This is a genomic window from Pseudomonas asplenii (genome assembly GCF_001293465.1).
In the GTDB taxonomy this organism is placed as follows: domain Bacteria; phylum Pseudomonadota; class Gammaproteobacteria; order Pseudomonadales; family Pseudomonadaceae; genus Aquipseudomonas; species Aquipseudomonas fuscovaginae_B.
Map to the genome: position 1 here is coordinate 1 of NZ_JSYZ01000015.1, position 23,316 is coordinate 23,316.

Here is a 23,316-nt window from a genome sequence, read left to right on the forward strand (position 1 = left end):
TCGCGGGCGAGCCCGCGAAAGCGCCCGCCCTGACGACACCCACTGCGATCCATTCACATTCGGGAGCCTGCACATGCCCCACCTCACCACCTACACCACCACCGTCATTCCCGACTGGGTCGACTACAACGGCCACCTGCGTGACGCCTTCTACCTGCTGATCTTCAGCTACGCCACCGATGCCCTGATGGACCGCCTGGGCCTGGACAGCGACAACCGCGAAGCCACCGGCAGTTCGCTGTTCACCCTGGAACTGCACCTGAACTACCTGCACGAGGTGAAACTCGGCGCCCAGGTCGAGGTGCACACCCGGATCATCGCCCACGACGCCAAGCGCCTGCACCTCTACCACAGCCTGCACCTGGTGGGCGGCGACAAGGAACTGGCCGGCAACGAACAGATGCTGCTCCACGTCGACCTCGCCGGCCCGCGCTCGGCGCCGTTCAGCGAAGCCGTGCTGGAACGCCTGCAAGCCCTGCTCGAAGAACAGAGCGAACTGCCAATGCCCGAGTACATCGGCCGGGTGATCGCACTGCCTGGCAAGAGATAACCACACAACGAAAAGGAGCTCGCCGTGAACACCGCCGCCGCTTTTGCCGACTACCGCCGTTATCCGCTGATCAGTGCCCTGACCGCCGTGCAAACGCTGGCGGACCAGGTCCGGGTGAGCTGGGCCGATGGCCGGGTCAGCCCCTTCCATCACCCATGGCTGCGGGACAACTGCCCGTGCCCGCAGTGCGTGTACACGGTGACCCGCGAGCAGGTGCTGGAGATCGTCGACGTGCCTGAGGATCTGGCCCCCGCCGCAGCGCGCATCGACGACACCGGCTGCCTGTGTATCGACTGGCAGGACGGCCATGCCAGCCGCTTCGATCCGGGCTGGCTGCGGGCCCACGCCTACGATGACGCCTCACGTGCCGAGCGCCAGGCCGGCAAGCCGAAAAGCCGCCTGTGGGACAGCAGCCTGGAACTGCCGGTATTCGACTACGCCGAGCTCAAGGCCGACCCGCAGGCACTGCTGCAATGGCTGCTGGCGCTGCGCGACATCGGCCTGACCCAGGTCCGTGGCGTGCCCACCGAACCCGGCTCGCTGGCGGAGGTGGCGAAACTGATCGCGTTCATCCGCCAGACCAACTTCGGCGTGCTGTTCAACGTGCAGTCCAAGGCCGATGCCGACAGCAACGCCTACACCGCCTTCAACCTGCCGCTGCACACCGACCTGCCGACCCGCGAGCTGCAACCGGGGCTGCAGTTCCTGCATTGCCTGGTCAACGAGGCCAAGGGCGGCGAGAGCCTCTTCGTCGACGGTTTCGCCATTGCCGAAGCGTTGCGCCGCGAAGATCCGGCGGCGTTCCAGGCACTGAGCGAGATACCCGTGGAGTTTCGCAACAAGGACCGTCACAGCGACTATCGCTGCCTGGCACCGGTGATCGCGCTGGACGGTCTCGGCCAGGTCAGCGAGGTGCGCATGGCGAACTTCCTGCGCGGGCCGTTCGATGCGCCGATGGCGCAAATGCCGGTGTTGTACCGGGCCTATCGGCGCTTTATCGCCATGACCCGCGAAGCACGCTTCCAGGTACAGCGCCGGCTCAACCCGGGCGAGCTGTGGTGCTTCGACAACCGCCGCACGCTGCACGCACGCCATGCCTTCGACCCGGCCAGCGGGGCGCGGCATTTCCAGGGCTGCTACATCGACCGTGATGAACTGCTGTCGCGCATCCTGGTGCTGCAGCGCTGACCGGCCTGGCGCATTCGCGGGCAAGCCCGGCTCCTACGGGGCGGTGTCGTGCACAGCATTCATGTACGACACAGGCCTTGTAGGAGCTGGGCTTGCCCGCGAAGAACGATAACGCGGCGTAATGACAGGACAGGCAAAAAAAACCCCGATCAAGCCGTGACAGGATCGGGGTGAGAGAGTGTCTTCAGCAGTGGCGTCGAGAAGGTGACCAAACCGTCGACTGGCCTAGCTGGAAATCAGTTTGCGCCTTCACCCGGGCCCCGACTTTGCCGAAAACGACATGTTCATAGGCATCTATGACATCGCGACAATCTGTCCTTGCCGACACTCCCATGCCCTACCAGAATCGAGTCACGAACAGCCCTGAATAGGAAAAGCGCCATGATGTACGCAGATCTGATTGACCAGGAAGACCTGTTGGGCCAGCTCAAGTCCCTCGGCCTGCAAGTACCCACCGGCGCCACCGCCGAACAGGCATGCGAACATGCGGTACGCGGCCTGGACGATGCCCGCGCCTACGCGCTACGCAAGATGGTCAAGGAAATGTACACCAGCAGCGCGACGATCCTGCCGGCCGTGCGCCAGGCCATCGACAAGCAGTTGCTGCCGGCCCTGGCCGAATACCAGCAGCAAAAACGCGCCTGATCCCCAGCCGTTGCCCAGAGCAATGGCCGCCCACCGTCGGTGGGCGCAGGCAGGAACGGCGGCCCCAGACGACAGCGCCCCCGGTTTCGGGAAAACCGGGGGCGTGGTGTCTTTCAGCAAGCGTCCCTTATCACGCGCCTAGTGGCCTGTACGGTTAATTCGAATACTCAAACCCCTGGCCCTGGACTTGAGTGTGCGAATTAGCCACGCAGGCCACTAGAGACGCACACTGGCGAAGGTCGACTCGTTGCGCGCCTGGCTCAGGGCCGACATCGGCCCGGACAGCGGCGCCAGGACCATGGCCTGCGGAATCGGCATCATCGCCACCTGCTGGGCGGTGTTGGAGCCGACGCGCTCATCGCGCGGCGGAATGCCGAAGTACTCGCGGTAGCACTTGGAGAAGTGCGGCGTGGAAACGAAGCCGCAGACCGAAGCCACCTCGATGATCGACATCGGCGTCTGCTTGAGCAACTGCCGCGCACGGATCAGCCGCAGCTTGAGGTAGTAGCGCGACGGTGAGCAGTGCAGGTATTTCTGGAACAGCCGCTCCAGTTGTCGACGCGACACGGAGACGTAGACCGCCAGCTCGTCGAGGTCGATCGGCTCCTCCAGGTTGGCTTCCATCAGCGCGACGATTTCCTGCAGCTTCGGCTGGTTGGTGCCGAGCATGTGCTTGAGTGGCACGCGCTGGTGGTCCTGCTCGTTGCGGATGCGCTCGTAGACGAACATCTCGGAGATCGCCGCCGACAGTTCGCGACCGTGATCACGGCTGATCAGGTGCAGCATCATGTCCAGTGGCGCGGTGCCACCGGAGCTGGTGAAGCGATTGCGGTCGAGGGTGAACAGACGGGTGCTCATGGCCACCCGCGGGAAGGCCTCCTGCATCGCCGCCAGACATTCCCAGTGCACGCTGCAATCGAAGCCGTCGAGCAGGCCGGCACAGGCCAGCGCCCAACTGCCGGTGCACACCGCACCCAGGCGGCGGGACTGGCGCGCCTGACCCTGCAGCCAGGAGACGTGTTCGCGGGTCACCGTGCGCTGGATGCCGATGCCGCCGCAGACGATCACGGTGTCCATCGCCGGGGCTTTGTGCATGGCCGCGTCAGGCGTGATCTGCAAGCCGTCGCTGGCCCAGACCTGCCCACCGTCGACGCTCAGGGTAGTCCAGCGATACAGCTCGCGACCGGACAACTGGTTGGCCATGCGTAGCGGCTCGACCGCGGAGGCCAGGGAAATGAGCGTGAAATTGTCCAGCAGCAGGAAGCCGATGGACTGAGGCGCACGGTTCTGAGGCTGAGCCCCGGAGTTGAACGACGTCATCGCGATATCTCCTCACACAAAGCGGGTTATGGCCTCAGGCGGAGGCTCTTGTTGTATGGCTCTTGTTCCCTGTGGGAAAAGGCGCTTTGTGATGACAGAGCAATTGCCATGCCGAAACTTGAATGCGTATTCAATAACTCCTGAAAACGACATGGCGGCCTGTCTGTAGAGCCCTTGCCGCACGTACGGGTTATGGCCTGGGAAACTGGCGTAGACGGCGTGCCCCGGGGATTTGAGCAGATCGGTAGCACTTGTGTTTCGGGCGAAGTGAGCGCTGCGCGCGAGTGTCACCGCAAGCACGCTGGAGGGTATCTGAGAAGCGTTGCCGACAAGGCGGGCGGCAACGGCCCAGTTATCTGTTTGCGACGCGCCAAAAGGTGGCGCGGGCGGCGAGGAGTGGGCGATTAGTGCACAGTTTCAGTCTTTGGAGAGTCGACTGGCGCTTTCGCGGATGAATCCGGCTCCCACAAGAGGGCGGCGAGCACAGACACTATGAACGCCACAAACCTGTGGGAGCCGGATTCATCCGCGAACCGGCACAGCGCCAAAGGATCAGCACTCCACCGCACTGACCGCCAACCCGCCGCGCGAAGTCTCCTTGTACTTGTCATGCATGTCGGCCCCGGTATCACGCATGGTGCGGATCACCCGGTCGAGGGAAATGAAATGCTGGCCGTCGCCACGCAGGGCCATCTGCGCGGCGTTGATCGCCTTCACCGCGGCAATCGCGTTGCGCTCGATACAGGGCACCTGCACCAGGCCGCCGACCGGATCGCACGTCAGCCCGAGGTTGTGCTCCAGGCCGATTTCCGCGGCGTTGCACAATTGCTCCGGGGTCGCGCCGAGCACCTCGGCCAGACCCGCCGCCGCCATCGCGCAGGCCGAACCGACCTCGCCCTGGCAGCCGACTTCGGCACCGGAGATCGAAGCATTCTTCTTGCACAGGATGCCGACCGCCGCCGCCCCCAGGAAGAAGTCGACGACATTGGCGTCGGTCACCGCCTCGCTGAATTTCATGAAGTAGTGCAACACCGCCGGGATGATCCCCGCCGCGCCGTTGGTCGGCGCCGTGACCATGCGCCCGCCGGCGGCGTTCTCTTCGTTGACGGCCAGGGCGAACAGGTTGACCCACTCCATCGCACTCAGGGTCGAGCCGATCACGTTCGGCTTGTTCAACTCCTGCAGGCTGCGGTGCAGCTTGGCCGCCCGCCGCCGCACGTTCAGCCCGCCCGGCAGGATGCCCTCGTGCTGCAGGCCGTGCTCGACGCACTCCTGCATCGCCCGCCAGAGTTTCATCAGGCCGCTGCGGATCTCGTCTTCCGAGCGCCAGACCCGCTCGTTGGCCATCATCAGTTCGGCCACGCGCAGATTGTGCTTGCGGCACAGTTCGAGCAGTTCCACCGCACTGGAAAAGTCATAGGGCAGCACGGTGCTGTCCATGTCCGCCACGCCGCTGGAGGCCTGCGCCTCGTCGACGACGAAACCGCCGCCGACCGAATAGTAGGTGTCGCGGTGCAGCTCGCCATCCTCGCCGAAAACCACCAGGGTCATGGCGTTGGGGTGGAACGGCAGGTTCTCGTCGAGCAGGCGCATGTCCCGCGACCAGATAAAAGGTACCGGCAGGCGGTTGTCGAGCAGCAGCGTGTCGGTTTCACGCAAGGTGGCGATGCGCAAGCCGATCTGCGACGGATCGATCGCGTCCGGCCATTCGCCCATCAGTCCCATGATCACCGCGGTGTCGCTGCCGTGACCGATGCCGGTGGCCGACAGCGAACCATAGAGCTGCACCTCGACCCGCCGGACCTGCTCCAGCAGGTCGCGCCCGCGCAATGCCTGCACGAACAACGCCGCCGCCCGCATGGGCCCCACGGTGTGGGAACTGGAAGGCCCGATGCCGATCTTGAACAGGTCAAACACACTGATTGCCATGACTGCGAAGTCCTCTGGATACGGGAGCCGGGCGGCCAGGCGCCCGGTGGCGGGGCTGCTACGCTGAAGTCGCGATCCGCCGGGATGAAAACATCATCAGCCTTTTGGATCGGTGCTCGTCGTCTCGTACCGACGCAATCTTGTCCATCAACGCCAGACGCCGCCGACAGGCTTTTTTCGCGGTTTTTTTGCGTCCAGGAGACGGAAAAATTCGACGAAAAGTCTGTAAGCGACCTCATCGACACTGGATGCGACCCCCCCTGTACTGGATACGACGCACCCCGTAGGCGACATTTTCAGGCTGGTACATGATCAATCCCGACTCGATTGCAAGGCACCGGGGGTAGAGCTGTCCTCGACGCCTCCAACCGCAACAGAACAATTAAGCGCAATCGTCCCTTTGGACACTGCCAAGAAAAAAACTGATAGGAGTCTACCCCGATGAAAGGTTCCCCCTCGTTGTTGTTGGCCGCCATGCTGAGTCTCCCCCTGCTGGCCCAGGCCGCAGAACCGGCACAATGCAGCACCGTGAACTTCTCGGATGTCGGTTGGACCGACATCACCGCCACCACCGCCACCACCAGCGTCGTGCTCGAAGCCCTCGGCTACAAGACCAAGACCACCATGATCTCGGTGCCGGTGACCTACAAGTCCCTGGCCGACGGCAAGAACATGGACGTGTTCCTCGGCAACTGGATGCCGACCATGGAAAACGACATCAAGGCCTACCGCGACGCCGGCACCGTCGACACCGTGCGCACCAACCTCAAGGGCGCCAAGTACACCCTCGCCGTGCCCCAGGCCCTGTATGACAAGGGCCTGCACGACTTCGCCGACATCGCCAAGTTCAAGAAGGAACTGGACGGCAAGATCTACGGCATCGAGCCGGGCAACGACGGCAACCGCCTGATCCAGAGCATGATCGACAAGAACGCCTTCGGCCTGAAGGACGCCGGCTTCAAGGTGGTCGAGTCCAGCGAGGCCGGCATGCTCTCGCAGGTCGATCGCGCGCAGAAGCGCGACACCGCCGTGGTCTTCCTCGGCTGGGCGCCGCATCCGATGAACAAGCGCTTCAAGATCCAGTACCTGACTGGCGGCGACGACTATTTCGGTCCGGACTTCGGTGCCGCCACCGTCCTGACCAACACCCGCAAGGGCTACGTACAGGAATGCAGCAACGTCGGCCAGTTGCTGAAGAACCTGGAGTTCACCGTCGACATGGAAAGCTCGCTGATGGGCAACATCCTCGACGACAAGATGAAACCCGAAGCTGCGGCCAAGGCCTGGCTGCAGAAGAACCCACAGGTACTCGATACCTGGCTGGCTGGCGTGACCACCATTGACGGAAAACCCGGCCTGGAAGCCGTGAAAGCCAAGCTCGCGCAATAACCGCCGACACCGGGCGGGGTCGCCCGCCCGGACCGGCATTTATTTCCCTGCATGTGGACGTTCGATACCATGCTGACTGAACAGAAAATCCCCCTGGGCCAGTACATCGCCGCCTTCGTGGAATGGTTGACCAAACACGGTGCCAACTATTTCGATGCGATCGCTTCGACACTGGAAACGATGATCCATGGCGTCACGTTCGCGCTGGCCTGGTTCAACCCACTGGCACTGATCGCGCTGATCGCGCTGATCGCCCACCTGATCCAGCGCAAATGGGGCCTGACCGCCTTCGTCGTTGCTTCCTTTCTGCTGATCCTCAACCTGGGGTACTGGCAGGAAACCATGGAAACCCTCGCCCAGGTGATGTTCGCCACCCTGGTCTGCGTGGTCATCGGTGTGCCGCTGGGCATCGTCGCCGCACACAAGCCGGTGTTCTATACTTTGATGCGTCCGGTCCTCGATCTGATGCAGACGGTACCGACCTTCGTGTACCTGATCCCTACCCTGACCCTGTTCGGCCTGGGCGTGGTTCCCGGGCTGATTTCCACCGTGGTGTTCGCGATCGCCGCGCCGATCCGCCTCACCTACCTGGGCATCCAGGACGTACCGCAGGAACTGATGGACGCCGGCAAGGCCTTCGGCTGCTCGCGCCGCCAGTTGCTCGCCCGAATTGAACTGCCCCATGCCATGCCGAGCATCGCCGCCGGCATCACCCAGTGCATCATGCTGTCGCTGTCGATGGTGGTGATCGCCGCGCTGGTAGGTGCCGATGGTCTGGGCAAACCCGTGGTCAACGCACTGAACACCGCTGATATCGCCCTGGGCTTCGAAGCCGGCCTGGCGATCGTATTGCTGGCAATCATGCTCGACCGTATCTGCAAACAACCCGACGCACAGGTCAAGGGGGACGCATGAGCATCATTCGCTTCGACAAGGTAGACGTTATCTTCTCCAAGAACCCGCGCGAGGCGCTCGCGTTGCTGGACAAGGGCCTCAAGCGGGAAGAAATCCTCAAGAAGACCGGTCAGATCGTCGGCGTCGAGAATGCCAGCCTGGAAATCGAGAAGGGCGAGATCTGTGTGCTGATGGGCCTCTCCGGTTCCGGCAAATCCAGCCTGCTGCGCTGCATCAACGGTCTGAACACCGTCAGCCGCGGCCAGTTGTTCGTCGAGCATGAAGGTCGGCAGATCGATATCGCCTCCTGCACGCCCGCCGAACTGAAGATGATGCGCACCAAGCGCATCGCCATGGTGTTCCAGAAATTCGCCCTGATGCCCTGGCTGACGGTGCGCGAAAACATCAGCTTCGGCCTGGAGATGCAGGGTCGTCCGGAAAAGGAACGACGCAAGCTGGTGGACGAGAAGCTCGAACTGGTGGGCCTGGCGCAATGGCGCAACAAGAAGCCCGATGAACTCTCCGGCGGCATGCAGCAGCGGGTCGGCCTGGCCCGCGCGCTGGCGATGGACGCCGATATCCTGTTGATGGACGAACCGTTCTCGGCCCTCGACCCGCTGATTCGCCAGGGCCTGCAGGACGAACTGCTGACCCTGCAGAACAAGCTGGCGAAAACCATCGTGTTCGTCAGCCACGACCTCGACGAAGCGCTGAAGCTCGGTAGCCGTATCGCGATCATGAAGGACGGCCGGATCATCCAGTACAGCAAGCCCGAGGACATCGTGCTCAATCCGGCGGACGACTATGTGCGCACCTTCGTCGCCCATACCAACCCGCTCAACGTACTCTGCGGCCGAAGCCTCATGCGCAGCCTGGACAACTGCAAGCGCGTCAACGGCTCGGTGTGCATCGATCCGGGCGGCGACTCGTGGATCGACCTGGCCGAAGGCAACACGGTCAAGGGCGCCCGCCAGAACGGTTCCAGCCTGAACCTGCAGAGCTGGGTCCAGGGCCAGGCAGTGGAAACCCTGGGTCGCAGCCCGACCCTGGTGGACTCCAACATCGGCATGCGCGATGCCCTGCAGATCCGTTACCAGACCGGCAACAAGCTGGTGCTGCACGACAACAACAGGGTGGTGGGGATTCTTGGCGACAGCGAGCTGTATCACGCGTTGCTGGGCAAGAACCTGGGCTAAGCCAGATGCAGGAACGCCGCGAGACTCTCGCGGCGTTCCTGTTTGTGAAGCACCCAAATGATCCCACACCGTACTGCTGTAATCCCCACGTACTGTAGGAGCCGGGCTTGCCCGCGAAAGCGACCTTCAGGGCAACGCAGGACTCAAGGACCCATTCGCGGGCAAGCCCGGCTCCTGCAGTACGTGATACCAGGCAGAGGGGGCTGGTGTCAGCTGGGAGGGGGCTGGCACCAGGCCCAGAGATGTTGGGCGCCAGGCCGTGGGGCGCGTGGGCATCAGGCCTGAGGGCCGTGATCTGCCGACGATGAGCGGTGTTGGGCGGTGCAACGACTGTACCGCCCAACCAACCTTCAGCTGTAGACCCGGCCCAGGAGCTGCCGATGGCTTTCAAACTGATCGAGCACATCACGGGTGATCTGCTCCTGGGTGAAGCCCATCAGGTCGTATTCCTGGCTGCCGTTGTGCAGGTACACCTCGGCGCGGTAGTAACGGGTCCGCACTTCGCTCTCACCGCCCTCGGCCTGGGCCGATTCGCTCGGTGCCGCCAGATAGCCGTCCAGGCTCACTTCATAGACGAAGGGATTGCCCTCCTCCATTTCCACCCGCAGGCCGATCAGGCTCTTGGACTTGCCCAGTTGCGTCTGCACCGTCAGGCCCAGGTTACGCAGTTGCGCCGCCGCCTCTTCCAGGGCCGGTGTAACCTGCTTGTCCATGTAGCGCTGGACGATCGCCTGGGTCGGCTGCAGGTCCAGCTGACTCAGGCGCTCGCTGAAACCGCGACGGCCGCGGGCCGCCAGCTCGGCCTGCTCGTCTTCGATCTGCACGTCCTGGCGCATCGCCTTGTGCAGGCCGAACATGAAGAACACCAGCACCACCGAGAACGGCAGGCCGGCCAGCACCACCATGGTCTGCATGGCTTCGAAGTTGCCGGCGAACAACAGCCCGACGGTCACCAGGGTGATCACCACCGACCAGAAGATCCGCAGCCAGTGCGGCGCGTCCTCGTCGACCTGGCCGCCCTTGCACGACAGGTTGGCCATCATCACCGCACCGGAGTCCGCCGGGGTCAGGAACAGCACGAAACCGACGAAGATCGACACACCGATCACCACCTTGGCCGCCGGGTAGAAGTCCAGCAACTGGTAGATCGCCATCGATGGCTGTTCCAGGGCGGTCTTGCCCAGTTCCGCAGCGCCGTGGTTCATCACCAGATCCAGCGCCGAGTTGCCGAAGATCGACAGCCAGGCCAGGGTGAAGCCCAGCGGGATCAGCAGCACGCCCGCCACCAGTTCACGCACGGTACGACCACGGGAAATACGCGCGATGAACATGCCGACGAAGGGTGCCCAGGAGATCCACCAGGCCCAGTAGAACAGGGTCCACAGGCCCAGCCAGCGGTCGGACTTCTCGGCGTTGTTTTCGTAGACGTAGAGATCGAAGGTCTTGAGCACCACGCCGTTGAGGTAGTCACCGATGTTCTGCACGAAGCCGTTGAGCAGATGCAGGGTCGGGCCGAACAGCAGCACGAAGATCAGCAGGCCGCTGAACAGCACGATGTTCAGGTTGGACAGGCGGCGAATGCCGTTTTCCACACCCGACACGGCGGCGATGGTCGCCACGGTGCTCATGACGATGATCACGATCAGCAGGTTGGTGTTGCTGTGCTGCATGCCGAAGAGGTTTTCCAGGCCGGAAGACACCTGCATCGCGCCGATGCCCAGGTTGGTCACCAGCCCCAGCAGGGTGACGAACATGCCGAAGCCGTCCACCGCGTGCCCGGCCGCGCCCTTGACCCAGCGCTCGCCCGCCAGCGGGTACAGCGCCGAACGCAGGGCCAGCGGCTGGTTGTGCCGGTAGGCGAAGTACGCCACCGCCAGGCCGACCAGGGCATAGATCGCCCAGCCGTGCAGGCCCCAGTGCAGGAACGTCAGTTGCAGCGCCTGGCGTGCGACCTCGTTGCTGCCGGGCGTGCCCTCGGGCGGGTTGAAGAAGTGGTCCAGCGGCTCGGAAGCACCGAAGTACAGCAGCGAGATACCGATCCCCGAGGAGAACAGCATGCCTGCCCAGGCGCCGTAGCTGAAGTCCGGGGTGTCCTGTCTGGAGCCCAGTTTCAGCTTGCCGTAGGAGGAGAACGCCAGCCCGATGACGAACACCAGGTAGGCGGCGATCACCAGCATGTAGTACCAGCCGAAGCTGCGCGACAGCCAGGCCTGGGCGACGCCGAGCATTTTGCCGGCCTCTTGCGGGGCGATGATCAGGATGGCGGTCAGCAGCAGTATCAACGCGGTAGAGGTGTAGAACACCCAACCGTTGACCCGCACCTTTTCGGCGGGAGTTTTTATAAGAGAGGCAGAACTCATTGCACAGATGCTCCAGGCAGTGCGAGAGAAAGACACAAGGCAACACGGCACCCGGCCAATCGGTTTGGTGGCAGCCGACCGGCGGGTGATATAAAGACACCCCGAAAAAATTCGAACTTGCGTGGATTGCGCCTGAACCGGTGCGCCAGGACCTTATGCAAGACGTTACCGTGCTGCCGGGTGCCTTTCGTGCCTGTTCGCAATGTCCGTCCTGGCCTGCGCAGAGTGTCTACCCCGCAGGTTCGGCGTTTTTTCGGAGGTCGTTTTTCCGTCAACCGCACGTAGGAAAGACCTGTAGGCAGCGACGATTTGTCGCAGATCTTATTCTTTGTTGATTGAACGTTCAATCAAAACAAAATAGACTGGCCCCATGCCGGTAGCCGTGACACGTCTGCCGGAGGGCCTAAGGAGAGCTGCACGATGCCCAAGGTCGGTATGCAACCCATACGCCGCCAGCAATTGATCGAAGCCACCCTGCTGGCGGTCGATCAGGTCGGAATGGGGGACGCCAGCATTGCGCTGATTGCCCGTCTGGCCGGTGTCTCGAATGGCATCATCAGTCATTACTTTCAGGACAAGAACGGCCTGATCGCTGCCACGATGCAGTACCTGATGAATGTCCTGAGCGAGAGTGTCGCCACGCGCCGCCAGGCGCTGGCAGATGGCAGCCCGCGGGCGCATCTGCAGGTGATCATCGAAGGCAACTTCGACGCCAGCCAGGTCAACGGCCCTGCAATGAAAACCTGGCTGGCCTTCTGGGCCGCCAGCATGCACCACCCGTCGTTGCACAGGTTGCAGCGGATCAACGATCTGCGCCTGTACTCCAACCTGTGTTACCAGTTCCGCCGCGTCCTGCCGGTTGCCACGGCACGCAGCGCGGCAAGGGGGCTGGCAGCGTTGATCGACGGTTTGTGGTTGCGCGGCGCGTTGTCGGGAGACGCTTTCGACACCGCGCAGGCGCAACGGATCGCTTACGAATACATGGATTTGCAACTGGCGAAGCAGGAGCGCTAGAGCACAGAGAACCGCTCGGCCCCTGAACGGCTGTCGCCCGGCGTTGTCACGATCTTGTGGCGCGCACGACGGTCAACGTCAACCACTCATGCACTTGCGAGGACACTATGGCCCGTTTCGAACTGCAAAAACTCTACATTGACGGCGGCTACACCGACGCGGGCAGCGATGCCACGTTCGATGCCATCAACCCGGCTAACGGTGAAGTTCTCGCCAAAGTGCAGCGTGCGACCAAGGACGACGTCGAACGCGCCGTGGTCAGCGCCGAGAAGGGCCAGAAGATCTGGGCCGCCATGACCGCCATGGAGCGTTCGCGCATCCTGCGTCGCGCCGTGGAAATCCTCCGTGAGCGCAACGACGAACTGGCCGTGCTGGAAACCCTCGACACCGGCAAGGCCTACTCCGAAACCCGCTATGTCGACATCGTCACCGGTGCCGACGTGCTCGAATACTACGCGGGCCTGGTGCCGGCGATCGAAGGCGAGCAGATTCCGCTGCGCACCACCTCGTTCGTCTACACCCGCCGCGAGCCGCTGGGCGTGGTCGCCGGTATCGGCGCGTGGAACTACCCGATCCAGATCGCCCTGTGGAAATCCGCCCCGGCCCTGGCCGCCGGCAACGCGATGATCTTCAAGCCGAGCGAAGTCACTTCGCTGACCACCCTGAAGCTGGCCGAGATCTACACCGAGGCCGGCCTGCCGGCTGGCGTGTTCAACGTCCTGACCGGCAGCGGCCGTGAAGTCGGCACTTGGCTGACCGAGCACCCGCGCATCGAGAAGGTCTCCTTCACCGGCGGCACCGACACCGGCAAGAAGGTCATGGCCAGCGCCTCGAGCTCGTCGCTCAAGGACGTGACCATGGAACTGGGCGGCAAGTCGCCACTGATCATCTTCGACGACGCCGACCTGGATCGCGCCGCCGACACCGCGATGATGGCCAACTTCTACAGCTCCGGCCAGGTCTGCACCAACGGCACCCGCGTATTCGTGCCGAGCCACCTGAAAGCCGCCTTCGAAGCCAAGATCGTCGAGCGCGTGGCGCGCATCCGCGTCGGCAACCCGGAAGACGAGAACACCAACTTCGGTCCGCTGGTCAGCTTCGCCCACATGGAAAGCGTGCTGGGCTACATCGCCAAGGGCAAGGAAGAAGGTGCCCGCCTGCTGTGCGGCGGCGAGCGCCTGGGTGGCGAATTCGCCAACGGCGCCTATGTCGCACCGACCGTGTTCACCGACTGCACCGACGACATGACCATCGTCCGTGAGGAAATCTTCGGCCCGGTGATGAGCATCCTCACCTACGAGACCGAGGAAGAGGTGATCCGTCGCGCCAACGACACCGACTTCGGCCTGGCCGCCGGCCTGGTGACCCGTGACCTGAACCGCGCCCACCGCGTGATCCACCAGCTCGAAGCCGGCATCTGCTGGATCAACGCCTGGGGCGAGTCCGACGCGAAGATGCCGGTCGGCGGCTACAAGCAGTCGGGTGTCGGCCGTGAGAACGGTATCAGCTCGCTGAACAACTTCACTCGCATCAAATCGGTACAGGTCGAACTGGGCGACTACGTCTCGGTGTTCTGACCCCGAGCCCTGTATTGCCCGCGAGGCCGTTTTCGCGGGCAAGCCCTGCTCCTACAGGGTCCCGGCGTACTCCTGTCATGTGTACGCCCCCTGCAGGAGCGTGGCTCGCCCGCGAACGAGTGCAACGCACTCGCCATGGCCTGCCCCGACCCACTTCAAGAGAGGGAGTGCATTTCATGTCCCAAGAATACGATTACATCATCGTCGGTGCCGGCTCGGCCGGTAACACCCTGGCCACCCGCCTGACCGAAGACGCAGGCGTCACCGTGCTGCTGCTCGAAGCCGGCGGCCCCGACTACCGCTTCGACTTCCGCACCCAGATGCCCGCCGCCCTGGCCTTCCCGCTGCAGGGCCGGCGCTACAACTGGGCCTACGAGACCGACCCGGAGCCGCACATGGACGGCCGCCGCATGGAATGTGGCCGCGGCAAGGGTCTGGGCGGTTCCTCGCTGATCAACGGCATGTGCTACATCCGCGGCAACGCCATGGACTACGACGGCTGGGCCAAGCTGCCAGGCCTGGAAGACTGGAGCTACCTGGACTGCCTGCCGTACTTCCGCAAGGCGGAAACCCGTGACATCGGCCCCAACGACTACCATGGCGGCGAAGGCCCGGTGCGGGTGACCACGCCCAAGGCCGGCAACAATCCGCTGTTCCACGCCATGGTCGAGGCCGGCGTGCAGGCCGGCTACCCGCGCACTGAAGACCTCAACGGCTACCAGCAGGAAGGCTTCGGTCCGATGGACCGTACCGTGACGCCGAACGGCCGTCGCTCCAGCACCGCCCGCGGCTACCTGGATATCGCCAAGAAGCGTTCGACCCTGACCATCGTCACCCACGCCCTGACCGACAAGGTGCTGTTCGAAGGCAAGCGTGCCATCGGTGTGCGTTACCTGGTGGGTTCGGCCGAAGAGCGCGTCGAAGCCCGTGCGCGCAAGGAAGTCATTGTCTGCAGCGGCGCGATCGCCTCGCCCCAACTGCTGCAGCGTTCCGGCGTCGGCCCGCGCAAGCTGCTCGAAAGCCTGGACATCCCGGTGGTGCATGACCTGCCGGGCGTCGGCGAGAACCTGCAGGACCACCTCGAGCTGTACCTGCAGTACGCCTGCACGCAGCCGGTGTCGCTGTACCCCTCACTGCTGTGGTGGAACCAGCCGGCCATCGGTGCCGAGTGGCTGTTCAATGGCACCGGCATCGGCGCCAGCAACCAGTTCGAGGCCGGCGGTTTCATTCGCACCCGTCCGGAATTCGAATGGCCGAACATCCAGTACCACTTCCTGCCGGTCGCCATCAACTACAACGGCAGCAACGGCGTGAAGGAACACGGCTTCCAGGCGCACATGGGCTCGATGCGTTCGCCGAGCCGTGGCCGCGTGCAGCTCAAGTCCAAGGACCCGCGCCAGCACCCGAGCATCCTGTTCAACTACATGGCCACCGAGCAGGACTGGCAGGAATTCCGCGACGGCATCCGCCTGACGCGCGAGATCATGGCGCAGCCGGCACTGGACGCCTACCGTGGCCGCGAGCTGAGCCCGGGGATCGAGGTGCAGACCGACGAGGAACTCGACAAGTTCATCCGCGAACACGCCGAGACCGCGTTCCACCCGTCCTGCTCGTGCAAGATGGGCACCGACGAAATGGCGGTGGTCGACGGCCAGGGCCGCGTGCATGGCATGCAGGGCCTGCGGGTGGTCGACGCGTCGATCATGCCGATCATCACCACCGGCAACCTGAACGCGCCGACGATCATGATCGCCGAAAAAATCGCCGACAAGATCCGTGGCCGCCAGCCACTGCCGCGCAGCACGGCTCCCTATTACGTCGCGGGCGAGGCACCGGTGCGTGGCAAGCCGCTGCGTGAAGTGAGCCATCCCGCGAAGTAAGTGGCGCCTTGATCATTCCCACGCTCTGCGTGGGAATGCCTCCCTGGACGCCCGGCATCCGCTCTTGTGACGCAGAGCGTCACGGGCTGGGTTCCCACGCCAGAGCGTGGGAACCATCATGCCCTCTGCCATCAGATCTCTCCCCGACATTTTGTTTCTCCGACTGGATTGCGCGCGCCTGACGCCGCACTATGACGGTACTGGCGCCAAGCGCCCCTCACCGACATTTCCAGGGAGGTGTCCTCATGTTCGATTTCCACCCCCAGCTCAAGCAGCACTTCGCCGCCTTGCGCACCGGGGCCGAATTCTTTTCGCTGCGCTACGTGCGCCAGACCGGCCAATACCTGTCGGTGCGCAAGAACGTTCCGGAGCCCCCCAGCCTGAGCCGTGACGAAGGCGCGATGCTGACCGTACGGGTCAATGGTGTCGAAGCCTATGCCGCCACCAACGATCTCTCCCGCCAGGGCCTGCAGGCCGCGCTGCAACGGGCCGAGGACCAGGCGCGGCTGATCGGCGCCCGTGCCCTGCTCGACCTGCGCCAGCAGGCCGTATCCAGCGAGCGTGGCGACTACCGTTCGCCGCAGCTCGACCAGGCGTTCCCGTCGCTGAGCGACTGCTACGACCTGCTCGCCGCCGAGTCCGCGGCCGTGCCCCGGGACGAGCGCCTGGTGAACTGGGAAGTCAGCCTCGGCGTGAACCACGTCGAGCAGATCTACCTCAACAGCGCCGGCGCCGAACTGCGCCAGGCCCAGCGTTTCGTCTTTCCGGGTCTGAGCGTCACCGCCTTCGACGGCATGGACAGCCAGACCCGCACCCTCGGCCGCGAGAACTTCGGCCAGCAGGGTGGCGCCGAGGTGCTCGGCCGTTCGGGGCTGATCGGCGCCGGCGCACGGGTCGCCGACCAGGCCCTGCAACTGCTGCTGGCCCCCAACACGCCATCCGGCCCGCGTGACCTGCTGCTGACCCCGGACCAGATGATCCTGCAGATCCACGAGTCCATCGGCCACCCGCTGGAACTGGACCGCATCCTCGGCGACGAGCGCAACTACGCCGGCACCAGCTTCGTCCGGGCCAGCGACTTCGGCCACCTGCAATACGGTTCCAGCCTGCTCAACGTGACCTTCGACCCGGAGATTCCCGAGCAGTTGGCCAGCTATGCCCATGACGACGACGGCAGCGCCGCCCGCAAGCAGTTCCTGATCCGCGAAGGCCTGCTGCTGCGGCCGCTGGGTGGCGCACTGTCGCAGTTCCGCGCCAACCTCGATGGCGTCGCCAACAGCCGCGCCTGCAGCTGGAACCGGCCACCGATCGATCGCATGGCGAACCTCAACATCGAGCCGGGCGACCGCTCGTTCGAGCAACTGGTCGGCGGTATCGAGCACGGCATCCTGATGTCGACCAACCGTTCGTGGTCCATCGACGATGCCCGCAACAAGTTCCAGTTCGGCTGCGAATGGGGCCAGTTGATCGAGAACGGTGAACTCAAGGGCGTGGTCAAGAACCCCAACTACCGGGGGATTTCCGCACAGTTCTGGCGCAACCTCAGCGCGGTCGGCGATGCCGGCACCTTCAAGGTCCTCGGTACGCCGAACTGCGGCAAGGGCGAGCCCAACCAGGTGATCCGCGTCGGCCACGCCTCGCCGGCCTGCGTATTCAGCCAAGTCGATGTCTTCGGAGGAGATGCCTGATGATGGACTCCACTCATTTCCAGGCGCTGCTGGACGGGTTGCAGGCGAACCTGCGGGCCACGGAACAGTTCACCCTCGGCTATGCCGCCGAGTCGTCCGAGTTCATTCGCTTCAACCACGGCCGGGTGCGCCAGGCCGGCCAGGTCCAGCAGGCCAGTCTGAGCCTCAAGCTGATCGACGGGGGGCGCCACGCGGACCTGCAGATCACCCTCTGCGGTGAGGCGCAACAGGATCGCCAGCGTCTCGCCGACGGCCTGCAGCAATTGCGCGAGACCCTGCCGTTGCTACCGGCCGATCCCTATCTGCTGCTCAATCACACCGCCTGGCAAAGCCGCAGCGTGCAGCAGCAGCCGTTGCCCGACAGTGCCCAGGTACTGGAAGAGATCAGCACCGCCGCGGCTGGCCTGGACCTGGTCGGTTTCTATGCCGCCGGCCCGATCAGCCGTGGCTTCGCCAGTTCGGACGGAGCGTTCGGCTGGCACCAGGCCAACAGCTTCAACTTCGACTGGAGCCTGTTCCACGACAACGGCCAGGCGGTGAAGGCCAGCTATGCCGGCGAACGCTGGGACAGCGAAAGCTTCGCCCGGCGCTTCCAGCAGGCCCGCGAACAACTGGCGTTCCTCGGCCGACCGCTACGCACCCTCGCTCCCGGCCAGTACCGCGCCTACCTGGCACCGGCGGCGCTGGAAGAGATCATGGGCATGCTCTGCTGGGGCGGCTTCTCGGCCCAGGCCATCGCCAGCAAGTACAGTCCGTTGCAGAAGCTGTATGCCGGCGAGGCGTCGTTCCATCCACAGGTCTGGCTGGACGAGCAGGTCAGCGGCTCGCTGAGCCCGGCCTTCTCCAGCGAAGGTTATCCACGCAGCGACCTGTCGCTGGTGGCCAGCGGTTCGGCCAACGAGCGCATGGTCAGTTCGCGCAGCGCCGCCGAGTATGGCCTGACCGCCAACGGCGCGGGCGGCGGCGAGTACCCCAGCGCGCTGGAGATGCGCGGCGGCCAGCTGGCGCAGGCGGATATTCTCAAGGCGCTGGACACCGGCCTGTATATCGGCAACCTGTGGTACCTGAACTATTCGGACCAGTCGGCGGCGCGCATGACCGGCATGACCCGCTTCGCCACCTTCTGGGTGGAGAACGGCGAGATCCAGGCACCGGTCAGCACCATGCGCTTCGATGACAGTGTCTACAGCCTGCTGGGCAGCGAGCTGCTGGCCCTGACCACCGAGCGCGAACTGCTGCTGTCGGCCAGCACCTATGAACAGCGGCAGACCTCTTCCAACCTGCTGCCCGGTGCACTGATCGGCAAGCTGACCCTCACACTCTAAGAAGCCATGGGGGCGGGGTGCCCGCAAGCTGCAAAAAGCTTCGCGGGCAAGCCCGCTCCCACAATGCCCCCGCAAGCCCCCTGGCATCCCTGGCGGAAACACCCGCACACCTATCCATTCAGACTGTTGTCCCGCCAGCACGGGCGCGCTATACATACCCCTTCATCCGACACGGCATTAAAAAGCCAGCACCTCGCTCGTCTCCCGATCATGGATCCATCAGGCTTCACCCCCGATTTCGTTACTCAATGCCACGCCTCTTTCCTCTCTCGAAAGTGTTTTGCTGGAGTTTGATATGAATCACGGAAGCTTCGTCATCAACAATCTGTTCAGACATTTCAACATCCACGTCGAACGCATCGGCGATGACCCGTGCCGCAACACCGTGCTGATGGTCAACGGCGCCCTGTCCACCACCTCCTCCTTCACCCGCACCAGCAAGTGCCTGGCCGAACATTTCAACGTGCTGCTGTTCGACCTGCCCTTCGCCGGCCGCTCGCAGGCCCACAACCCCGACCCTGGCCTGGTGACCAAGGACGACGAGGTGCAGATACTCCTGGCGCTGATCGAGCGCTTCGCGGTCAACCACCTGGTGTCGGCGTCCTGGGGCGGGATCTCCAGCCTGCTGGCCCTGGCCAGGAATCCGCCGACCATCGAGAGCTCGGTGATCATGGCCCTGGCCCCCGACCTCAACCCGCCGATGCTGGCCTATGTGCAGCGAGTGCACGAGCTGATCCAGGTCGACGACAAGTCCGCCATCGGCCACCTGCTCAATGACACCGTCGGCCACTTCCTCCCGCCTCGCCTCAAGACCACCAACCACCAGCACCTCGCCAACATGGCCAGCACCGAATACCGCCAGGCGCGCTTCCATATCGACCAGGTGCTGCAACTGGGTGACGGCAACTACCTGAAGACGCTCTCCGATATCCGCACGCCGGTGCACTTTCTCAACGGTGCCAAGGACATCTACACCCCTGCCGAAGGCGCCCGACAGTTCCAGCGGCATATTCCCCATTGCAGTTTTTCGGTGGCCGAGGACACCGGCCACCTGCTCGACCTGGAGTCACGGGTGGCCGCCGACAACGTGCACCGGGCACTGCTCGGTTTCCTGTTGAAGAAGGAGCAAATAGGGCTTCGGCACAGCGCTCAAGTGCAAACCGATCAGGCATAATCCGGTCCATCGCCTGCCAACGAAGAGCCGTTCCATGCCCGACCGTGCCCCGCTGGACGCAACGACCGCTCGCTGGCTGCCCTGGGTGGTAGCCATTGCCTTCTTCATGCAGTCCCTCGACGGGACGATCCTCAACACCGCCCTGCCCGCCATGGCCCGCGACCTGGCGGAGAACCCGCTGCGCATGCAGGGCGTGGTGATCGCCTACATGCTCACCGTGGCGTTGCTGATCCCGGCCTCGGGCTGGATTTCCGATCGCTTCGGCACCCGGCGGGTGTTCTTCAGCGCCATCCTGCTGTTCAGCATCGGTTCGCTGCTGTGCGCGCTGTCGAGCTCGCTGAACATGCTGGTCGGCGCCCGGGTGATCCAGGGCCTGGGCGGCTCGCTGATGCTGCCGGTGGGCCGGCTGGTGGTGCTGCGCGCCTACCCGCGCTCGGAGCTGGTGCGGATCATGGGCTTCATCACCATTCCCGGTCTGCTCGGCCCGTTGATCGGCCCGACCATGGGCGGCTGGATGGTGCAGTTCCTGACCTGGCACTGGATCTTCCTGATCAACCTGCCAGTGGGGCTGATCGGCTGCTATGCGGTGTGGAAGTTCATTCCCGACCTGCGCGGCAGCGAACGCACCCGTTTCGACAGCCTCGGTTTCCTGCTGTTCGGCGCGGCGATGCTGCTGATCACCATCGCCATGGAAGGCCTGGGCGAACTGCAACTGCCGCATCTGCGGGTGATGTTGCTGCTGTTCGCCGGCCTGGCCTGCCTGGCGGCCTACTGGCTGCGCGCCGGGCATGTCGACAATCCGTTGTTCGCGCCGTCGCTGTTCAAGACCCGGACCTTCGCCGTGGGCATCCTCGGCAACCTGTTCGCCCGCCTGGGCAGCGGCGCCCTGCCGTTCCTGGTGCCGTTGCTGCTGCAGGTGGCGCTGGGCTACTCGCCGTCCCAGGCCGGGATGAGCATGCTGCCGCTGGCCGCGGCGGCGATGTTCGCCAAGTCGATCGCCCGTCCTCTGATCGAGCGCCTGGGTTATCGCATCGTCCTCACCGGCAACACCCTGGCCCTGGGCATCATGCTCGCCGCCCTGGGGCTGGTCACCGAACACACGCCCTATCCACTGCTGCTGGGCATGCTGGCGGTGGCCGGGGCGATCAACTCGCTGCAGTTCACCGCGATGAACACCGTGACCCTGATCGATCTTGACGACAAGGCGGCCAGCAGCGGCAACAGCCTGCTGTCGGTGGTGGCGCAACTGTCACTGAGCCTCGGCGTGGCCTGCGCCGGTGCGCTGCTCGGCGGCTTTACCGCGGCGATCGGCAACGATGGCGTGGAAACGGTGCTCGGCGCCTTCCAGCTGACCTTCCTCACCGTGGGCATCATGGCGATGCTGGCGGCGGCGATCTTCCTGCAACTCTCGCCCCAGGACGGACGCCGGGCGCGGGTGGTGCGGGAGCAGCATATCGAGCACTGAGCCAGGAGCTCGCTGCCTAGGGGAGCGCACACCTCCCCAGGGCGGTCCAGGGGGCGATCTTGAGGACCTGTTCGCGGGTGAATCCGATGCCCACGACTTGCATCCCGCCGATATGGTGCAGGTCCACAGATAAGGATGAGGATATCTGACTACTTTTCGTCCAGAAATTACGGATTGCCGGGGCGAGACTGATACACTACGCGGCATTTTTTCTTGCAGGCCCGTCCCGTGACCACCATCGCCACCGCTTTCAACTCGCTGCCCCTGTCCGCCGCCATGCTGGCTAACCTGGAATCCCTCGGTTATGCCCAGATGACGCCGATCCAGGCACAGAGCCTGCCGGTGATGCTCAAGGGCATGGACCTGATCGCCCAGGCCAAGACCGGCAGCGGCAAGACCGCCGCCTTCGGCATCGGCCTGCTGAACCCGATCAACCCGCGGTTCTTCGGCTGCCAGGCGCTGGTGATCTGCCCGACCCGCGAGTTGGCCGACCAGGTCGCCAAGGAAATCCGCCGCCTGGCCCGTGCCGAAGACAACATCAAGGTGCTGACCCTGTGCGGCGGCGTGCCTTTCGGCCCGCAGATCGCCTCGCTGGAGCACGGCGCGCACATCATCGTCGGCACTCCGGGGCGCATCCAGCAGCACCTGGACAAGGGCACGCTGGTCTTGCGCGGGCTCAACACCCTGGTGCTCGACGAAGCCGACCGCATGCTCGACATGGGCTTTCACGACGCCATCGAGGCGATCATCGCCCAGACCCCGGAGCGCCGGCAGACCCTGCTGTTCTCGGCCACCTACCCGGCCGGCATCAAGCAGTTGGCAGCCAAGTTCATGCGCGACCCGCAGCAGGTCAAGGTCGAGACCCTCCACACCGACAGCCAGATCGAGCAGCGCTTCTTCGAAGTGGCGCCGCAGGAACGCCTGGAGGCGGTGGTGAAGGTGCTCCACCACTATCGTCCGCAATCGTGCGTGGCGTTCTGCTTCACCAAGCAACAGGTGCAGGAAACCGTCGACCTGCTCAGTGCCAAGGGCATCTGCGCCGTCGGCCTGCACGGCGACCTGGAGCAGCGCGACCGAGACCAGGTCCTGGCGATGTTCGCCAACCGCAGTACCTCGGTGCTGGTGGCCACCGACGTCGCTGCCCGCGGCCTGGATATCGATGCCCTGGACATGGTGATCAACGTCGAGCTGGCCCGTGACCCGGAGATTCACATCCACCGCGTCGGCCGCACCGGCCGTGCCGGCGAGAAGGGCATCGCGGTAAGCCTGGTGGCCCCGGCCGATGCCCATCGGGCGCGGGCGATCGAGGAATTGCAGAAGGCCCCGCTGCTCTGGGAACAGCTCGACAGTCTCAAGGCCAAGGGCGGCGGCCCTCTGCTGCCGGCCATGAGCACCCTGTGCATCGCCGCCGGGCGCAAGGACAAGGTACGTCCGGGCGACATCCTCGGCGCCCTGACCGGCGACGCCGGGATTCCCGGGGCCCAGGTCGGCAAGATCGCGATTTTCGATTTCCAGGCCTATGTGGCGGTGGAACGCGGTATCGCCAAGCAGGCCCTGCAGCGCCTGAACAGCGGCAAGATCAAGGGCCGTTCGCTGCGCGTGCGGATTCTCTGATAGCCGCCAGGTCCATCTGTGGGGGCCGACGACCCCGGCCAGGCTGACTGGCCCATTCGCGGGCAAGCCCGCGCCCACTAAGGCCAGGGACCGGCTCCACCCCAACAG

At 64.3% G+C, this 23,316-nt stretch carries 17 protein-coding genes; 14 read left to right on the forward strand and 3 right to left on the reverse strand.

All coding sequences use genetic code 11. The annotated features are described in order from the left end of the window. Window positions 1-73 precede the first annotated feature (73 nt). The 3 genes from PF66_RS18745 (at window position 74) to PF66_RS18755 (ending at window position 2,383) form a co-directional block, all read left to right on the forward strand. Window positions 74-550, forward strand: a complete 477-nt coding sequence (locus PF66_RS18745; RefSeq protein WP_054063506.1) for a thioesterase family protein — start codon at window positions 74-76, stop codon at window positions 548-550. Between the two features lie 24 nt (window positions 551-574). Then, window positions 575-1,738, forward strand: coding sequence for a gamma-butyrobetaine dioxygenase (locus PF66_RS18750; RefSeq protein ID WP_054063507.1), 1,164 nt, complete (start codon window positions 575-577; stop codon window positions 1,736-1,738). 381 nt (window positions 1,739-2,119) lie between these two features. Then, window positions 2,120-2,383 carry a hypothetical protein gene (locus PF66_RS18755; protein ID WP_054060901.1) on the forward strand — a complete coding sequence of 88 codons (264 nt, stop codon included), beginning with the start codon at window positions 2,120-2,122 and terminating at the stop codon, window positions 2,381-2,383. A 216-nt stretch (window positions 2,384-2,599) separates the two neighbouring features. On the opposite strand, the gene PF66_RS18760 is transcribed toward PF66_RS18755, so the two are convergent. Both PF66_RS18760 and PF66_RS18765 read right to left on the reverse strand, forming a co-directional pair. Beyond that, on the reverse strand, window positions 2,600-3,703 hold the full coding sequence (locus PF66_RS18760) for a GlxA family transcriptional regulator (RefSeq protein WP_017902435.1): 1,104 nt from the start codon (window positions 3,701-3,703) through the stop codon (window positions 2,600-2,602). Between the two features lie 552 nt (window positions 3,704-4,255). After that, window positions 4,256-5,632, reverse strand: a complete 1,377-nt coding sequence (locus PF66_RS18765) for an L-serine ammonia-lyase (protein WP_054063508.1) — start codon at window positions 5,630-5,632, stop codon at window positions 4,256-4,258. A gap of 441 nt (window positions 5,633-6,073) precedes the next feature. Between PF66_RS18765 and PF66_RS18770 the strand changes: the two genes are divergently transcribed. The 3 genes from PF66_RS18770 (at window position 6,074) to choV (ending at window position 9,111) form a co-directional block, all read left to right on the forward strand. Next, entirely contained in the window at window positions 6,074-7,021 is a 948-nt protein-coding gene (locus tag PF66_RS18770; protein ID WP_054060903.1) for a choline ABC transporter substrate-binding protein, read from the forward strand. A 69-nt stretch (window positions 7,022-7,090) separates the two neighbouring features. Next, window positions 7,091-7,936 carry a choline ABC transporter permease subunit gene (gene choW / locus PF66_RS18775; protein WP_054060909.1) on the forward strand — a complete coding sequence of 282 codons (846 nt, stop codon included), beginning with the start codon at window positions 7,091-7,093 and terminating at the stop codon, window positions 7,934-7,936. Then, entirely contained in the window at window positions 7,933-9,111 is a 1,179-nt protein-coding gene (choV, locus tag PF66_RS18780; RefSeq protein WP_054060904.1) for a choline ABC transporter ATP-binding protein, read from the forward strand. The genes choW and choV overlap by 4 nt, the downstream gene beginning before the upstream one ends. Before the next feature lie 350 nt (window positions 9,112-9,461). On the opposite strand, the gene PF66_RS18785 is transcribed toward choV, so the two are convergent. Further along, window positions 9,462-11,414 (reverse strand): BCCT family transporter, encoded by a 1,953-nt coding sequence (locus PF66_RS18785; protein ID WP_239688118.1) that lies wholly within the window; start codon window positions 11,412-11,414, stop codon window positions 9,462-9,464. 477 nt (window positions 11,415-11,891) lie between these two features. On the opposite strand from PF66_RS18785, the gene betI reads away from it, so the two are divergent. From betI to dbpA, 8 genes are all read left to right on the forward strand, one after another. Next, window positions 11,892-12,485 (forward strand): transcriptional regulator BetI, encoded by a 594-nt coding sequence (gene betI / locus PF66_RS18790; protein ID WP_054060906.1) that lies wholly within the window; start codon window positions 11,892-11,894, stop codon window positions 12,483-12,485. A gap of 107 nt (window positions 12,486-12,592) precedes the next feature. Then, the gene (gene betB / locus PF66_RS18795; RefSeq protein WP_054060907.1) at window positions 12,593-14,062 is read left to right on the forward strand and encodes a betaine-aldehyde dehydrogenase; all 1,470 of its coding nucleotides are present in this window, start codon (window positions 12,593-12,595) and stop codon (window positions 14,060-14,062) included. Between the two features lie 176 nt (window positions 14,063-14,238). Further along, window positions 14,239-15,942 (forward strand): choline dehydrogenase, encoded by a 1,704-nt coding sequence (gene betA, locus PF66_RS18800; RefSeq protein WP_054060908.1) that lies wholly within the window; start codon window positions 14,239-14,241, stop codon window positions 15,940-15,942. 245 nt (window positions 15,943-16,187) lie between these two features. Further along, window positions 16,188-17,630 (forward strand): TldD/PmbA family protein, encoded by a 1,443-nt coding sequence (locus PF66_RS18805; RefSeq protein ID WP_054063509.1) that lies wholly within the window; start codon window positions 16,188-16,190, stop codon window positions 17,628-17,630. A gap of 2 nt (window positions 17,631-17,632) precedes the next feature. Next, window positions 17,633-18,955: a TldD/PmbA family protein gene (locus tag PF66_RS18810; protein WP_054063626.1), complete on the forward strand. Its 1,323-nt coding sequence runs from the start codon at window positions 17,633-17,635 to the stop codon at window positions 18,953-18,955. 295 nt (window positions 18,956-19,250) lie between these two features. Beyond that, complete coding sequence (locus PF66_RS18815) at window positions 19,251-20,129, forward strand: alpha/beta fold hydrolase (protein ID WP_054059938.1); 879 nt, start codon at window positions 19,251-19,253, stop codon at window positions 20,127-20,129. A 34-nt stretch (window positions 20,130-20,163) separates the two neighbouring features. Beyond that, window positions 20,164-21,594, forward strand: coding sequence for a multidrug transporter subunit MdtD (gene mdtD / locus PF66_RS18820; RefSeq protein WP_054059937.1), 1,431 nt, complete (start codon window positions 20,164-20,166; stop codon window positions 21,592-21,594). 276 nt (window positions 21,595-21,870) lie between these two features. Beyond that, the gene (gene dbpA / locus PF66_RS18825) at window positions 21,871-23,208 is read left to right on the forward strand and encodes an ATP-dependent RNA helicase DbpA (RefSeq protein ID WP_239688056.1); all 1,338 of its coding nucleotides are present in this window, start codon (window positions 21,871-21,873) and stop codon (window positions 23,206-23,208) included. Window positions 23,209-23,316: the final 108 nt, after the last annotated feature.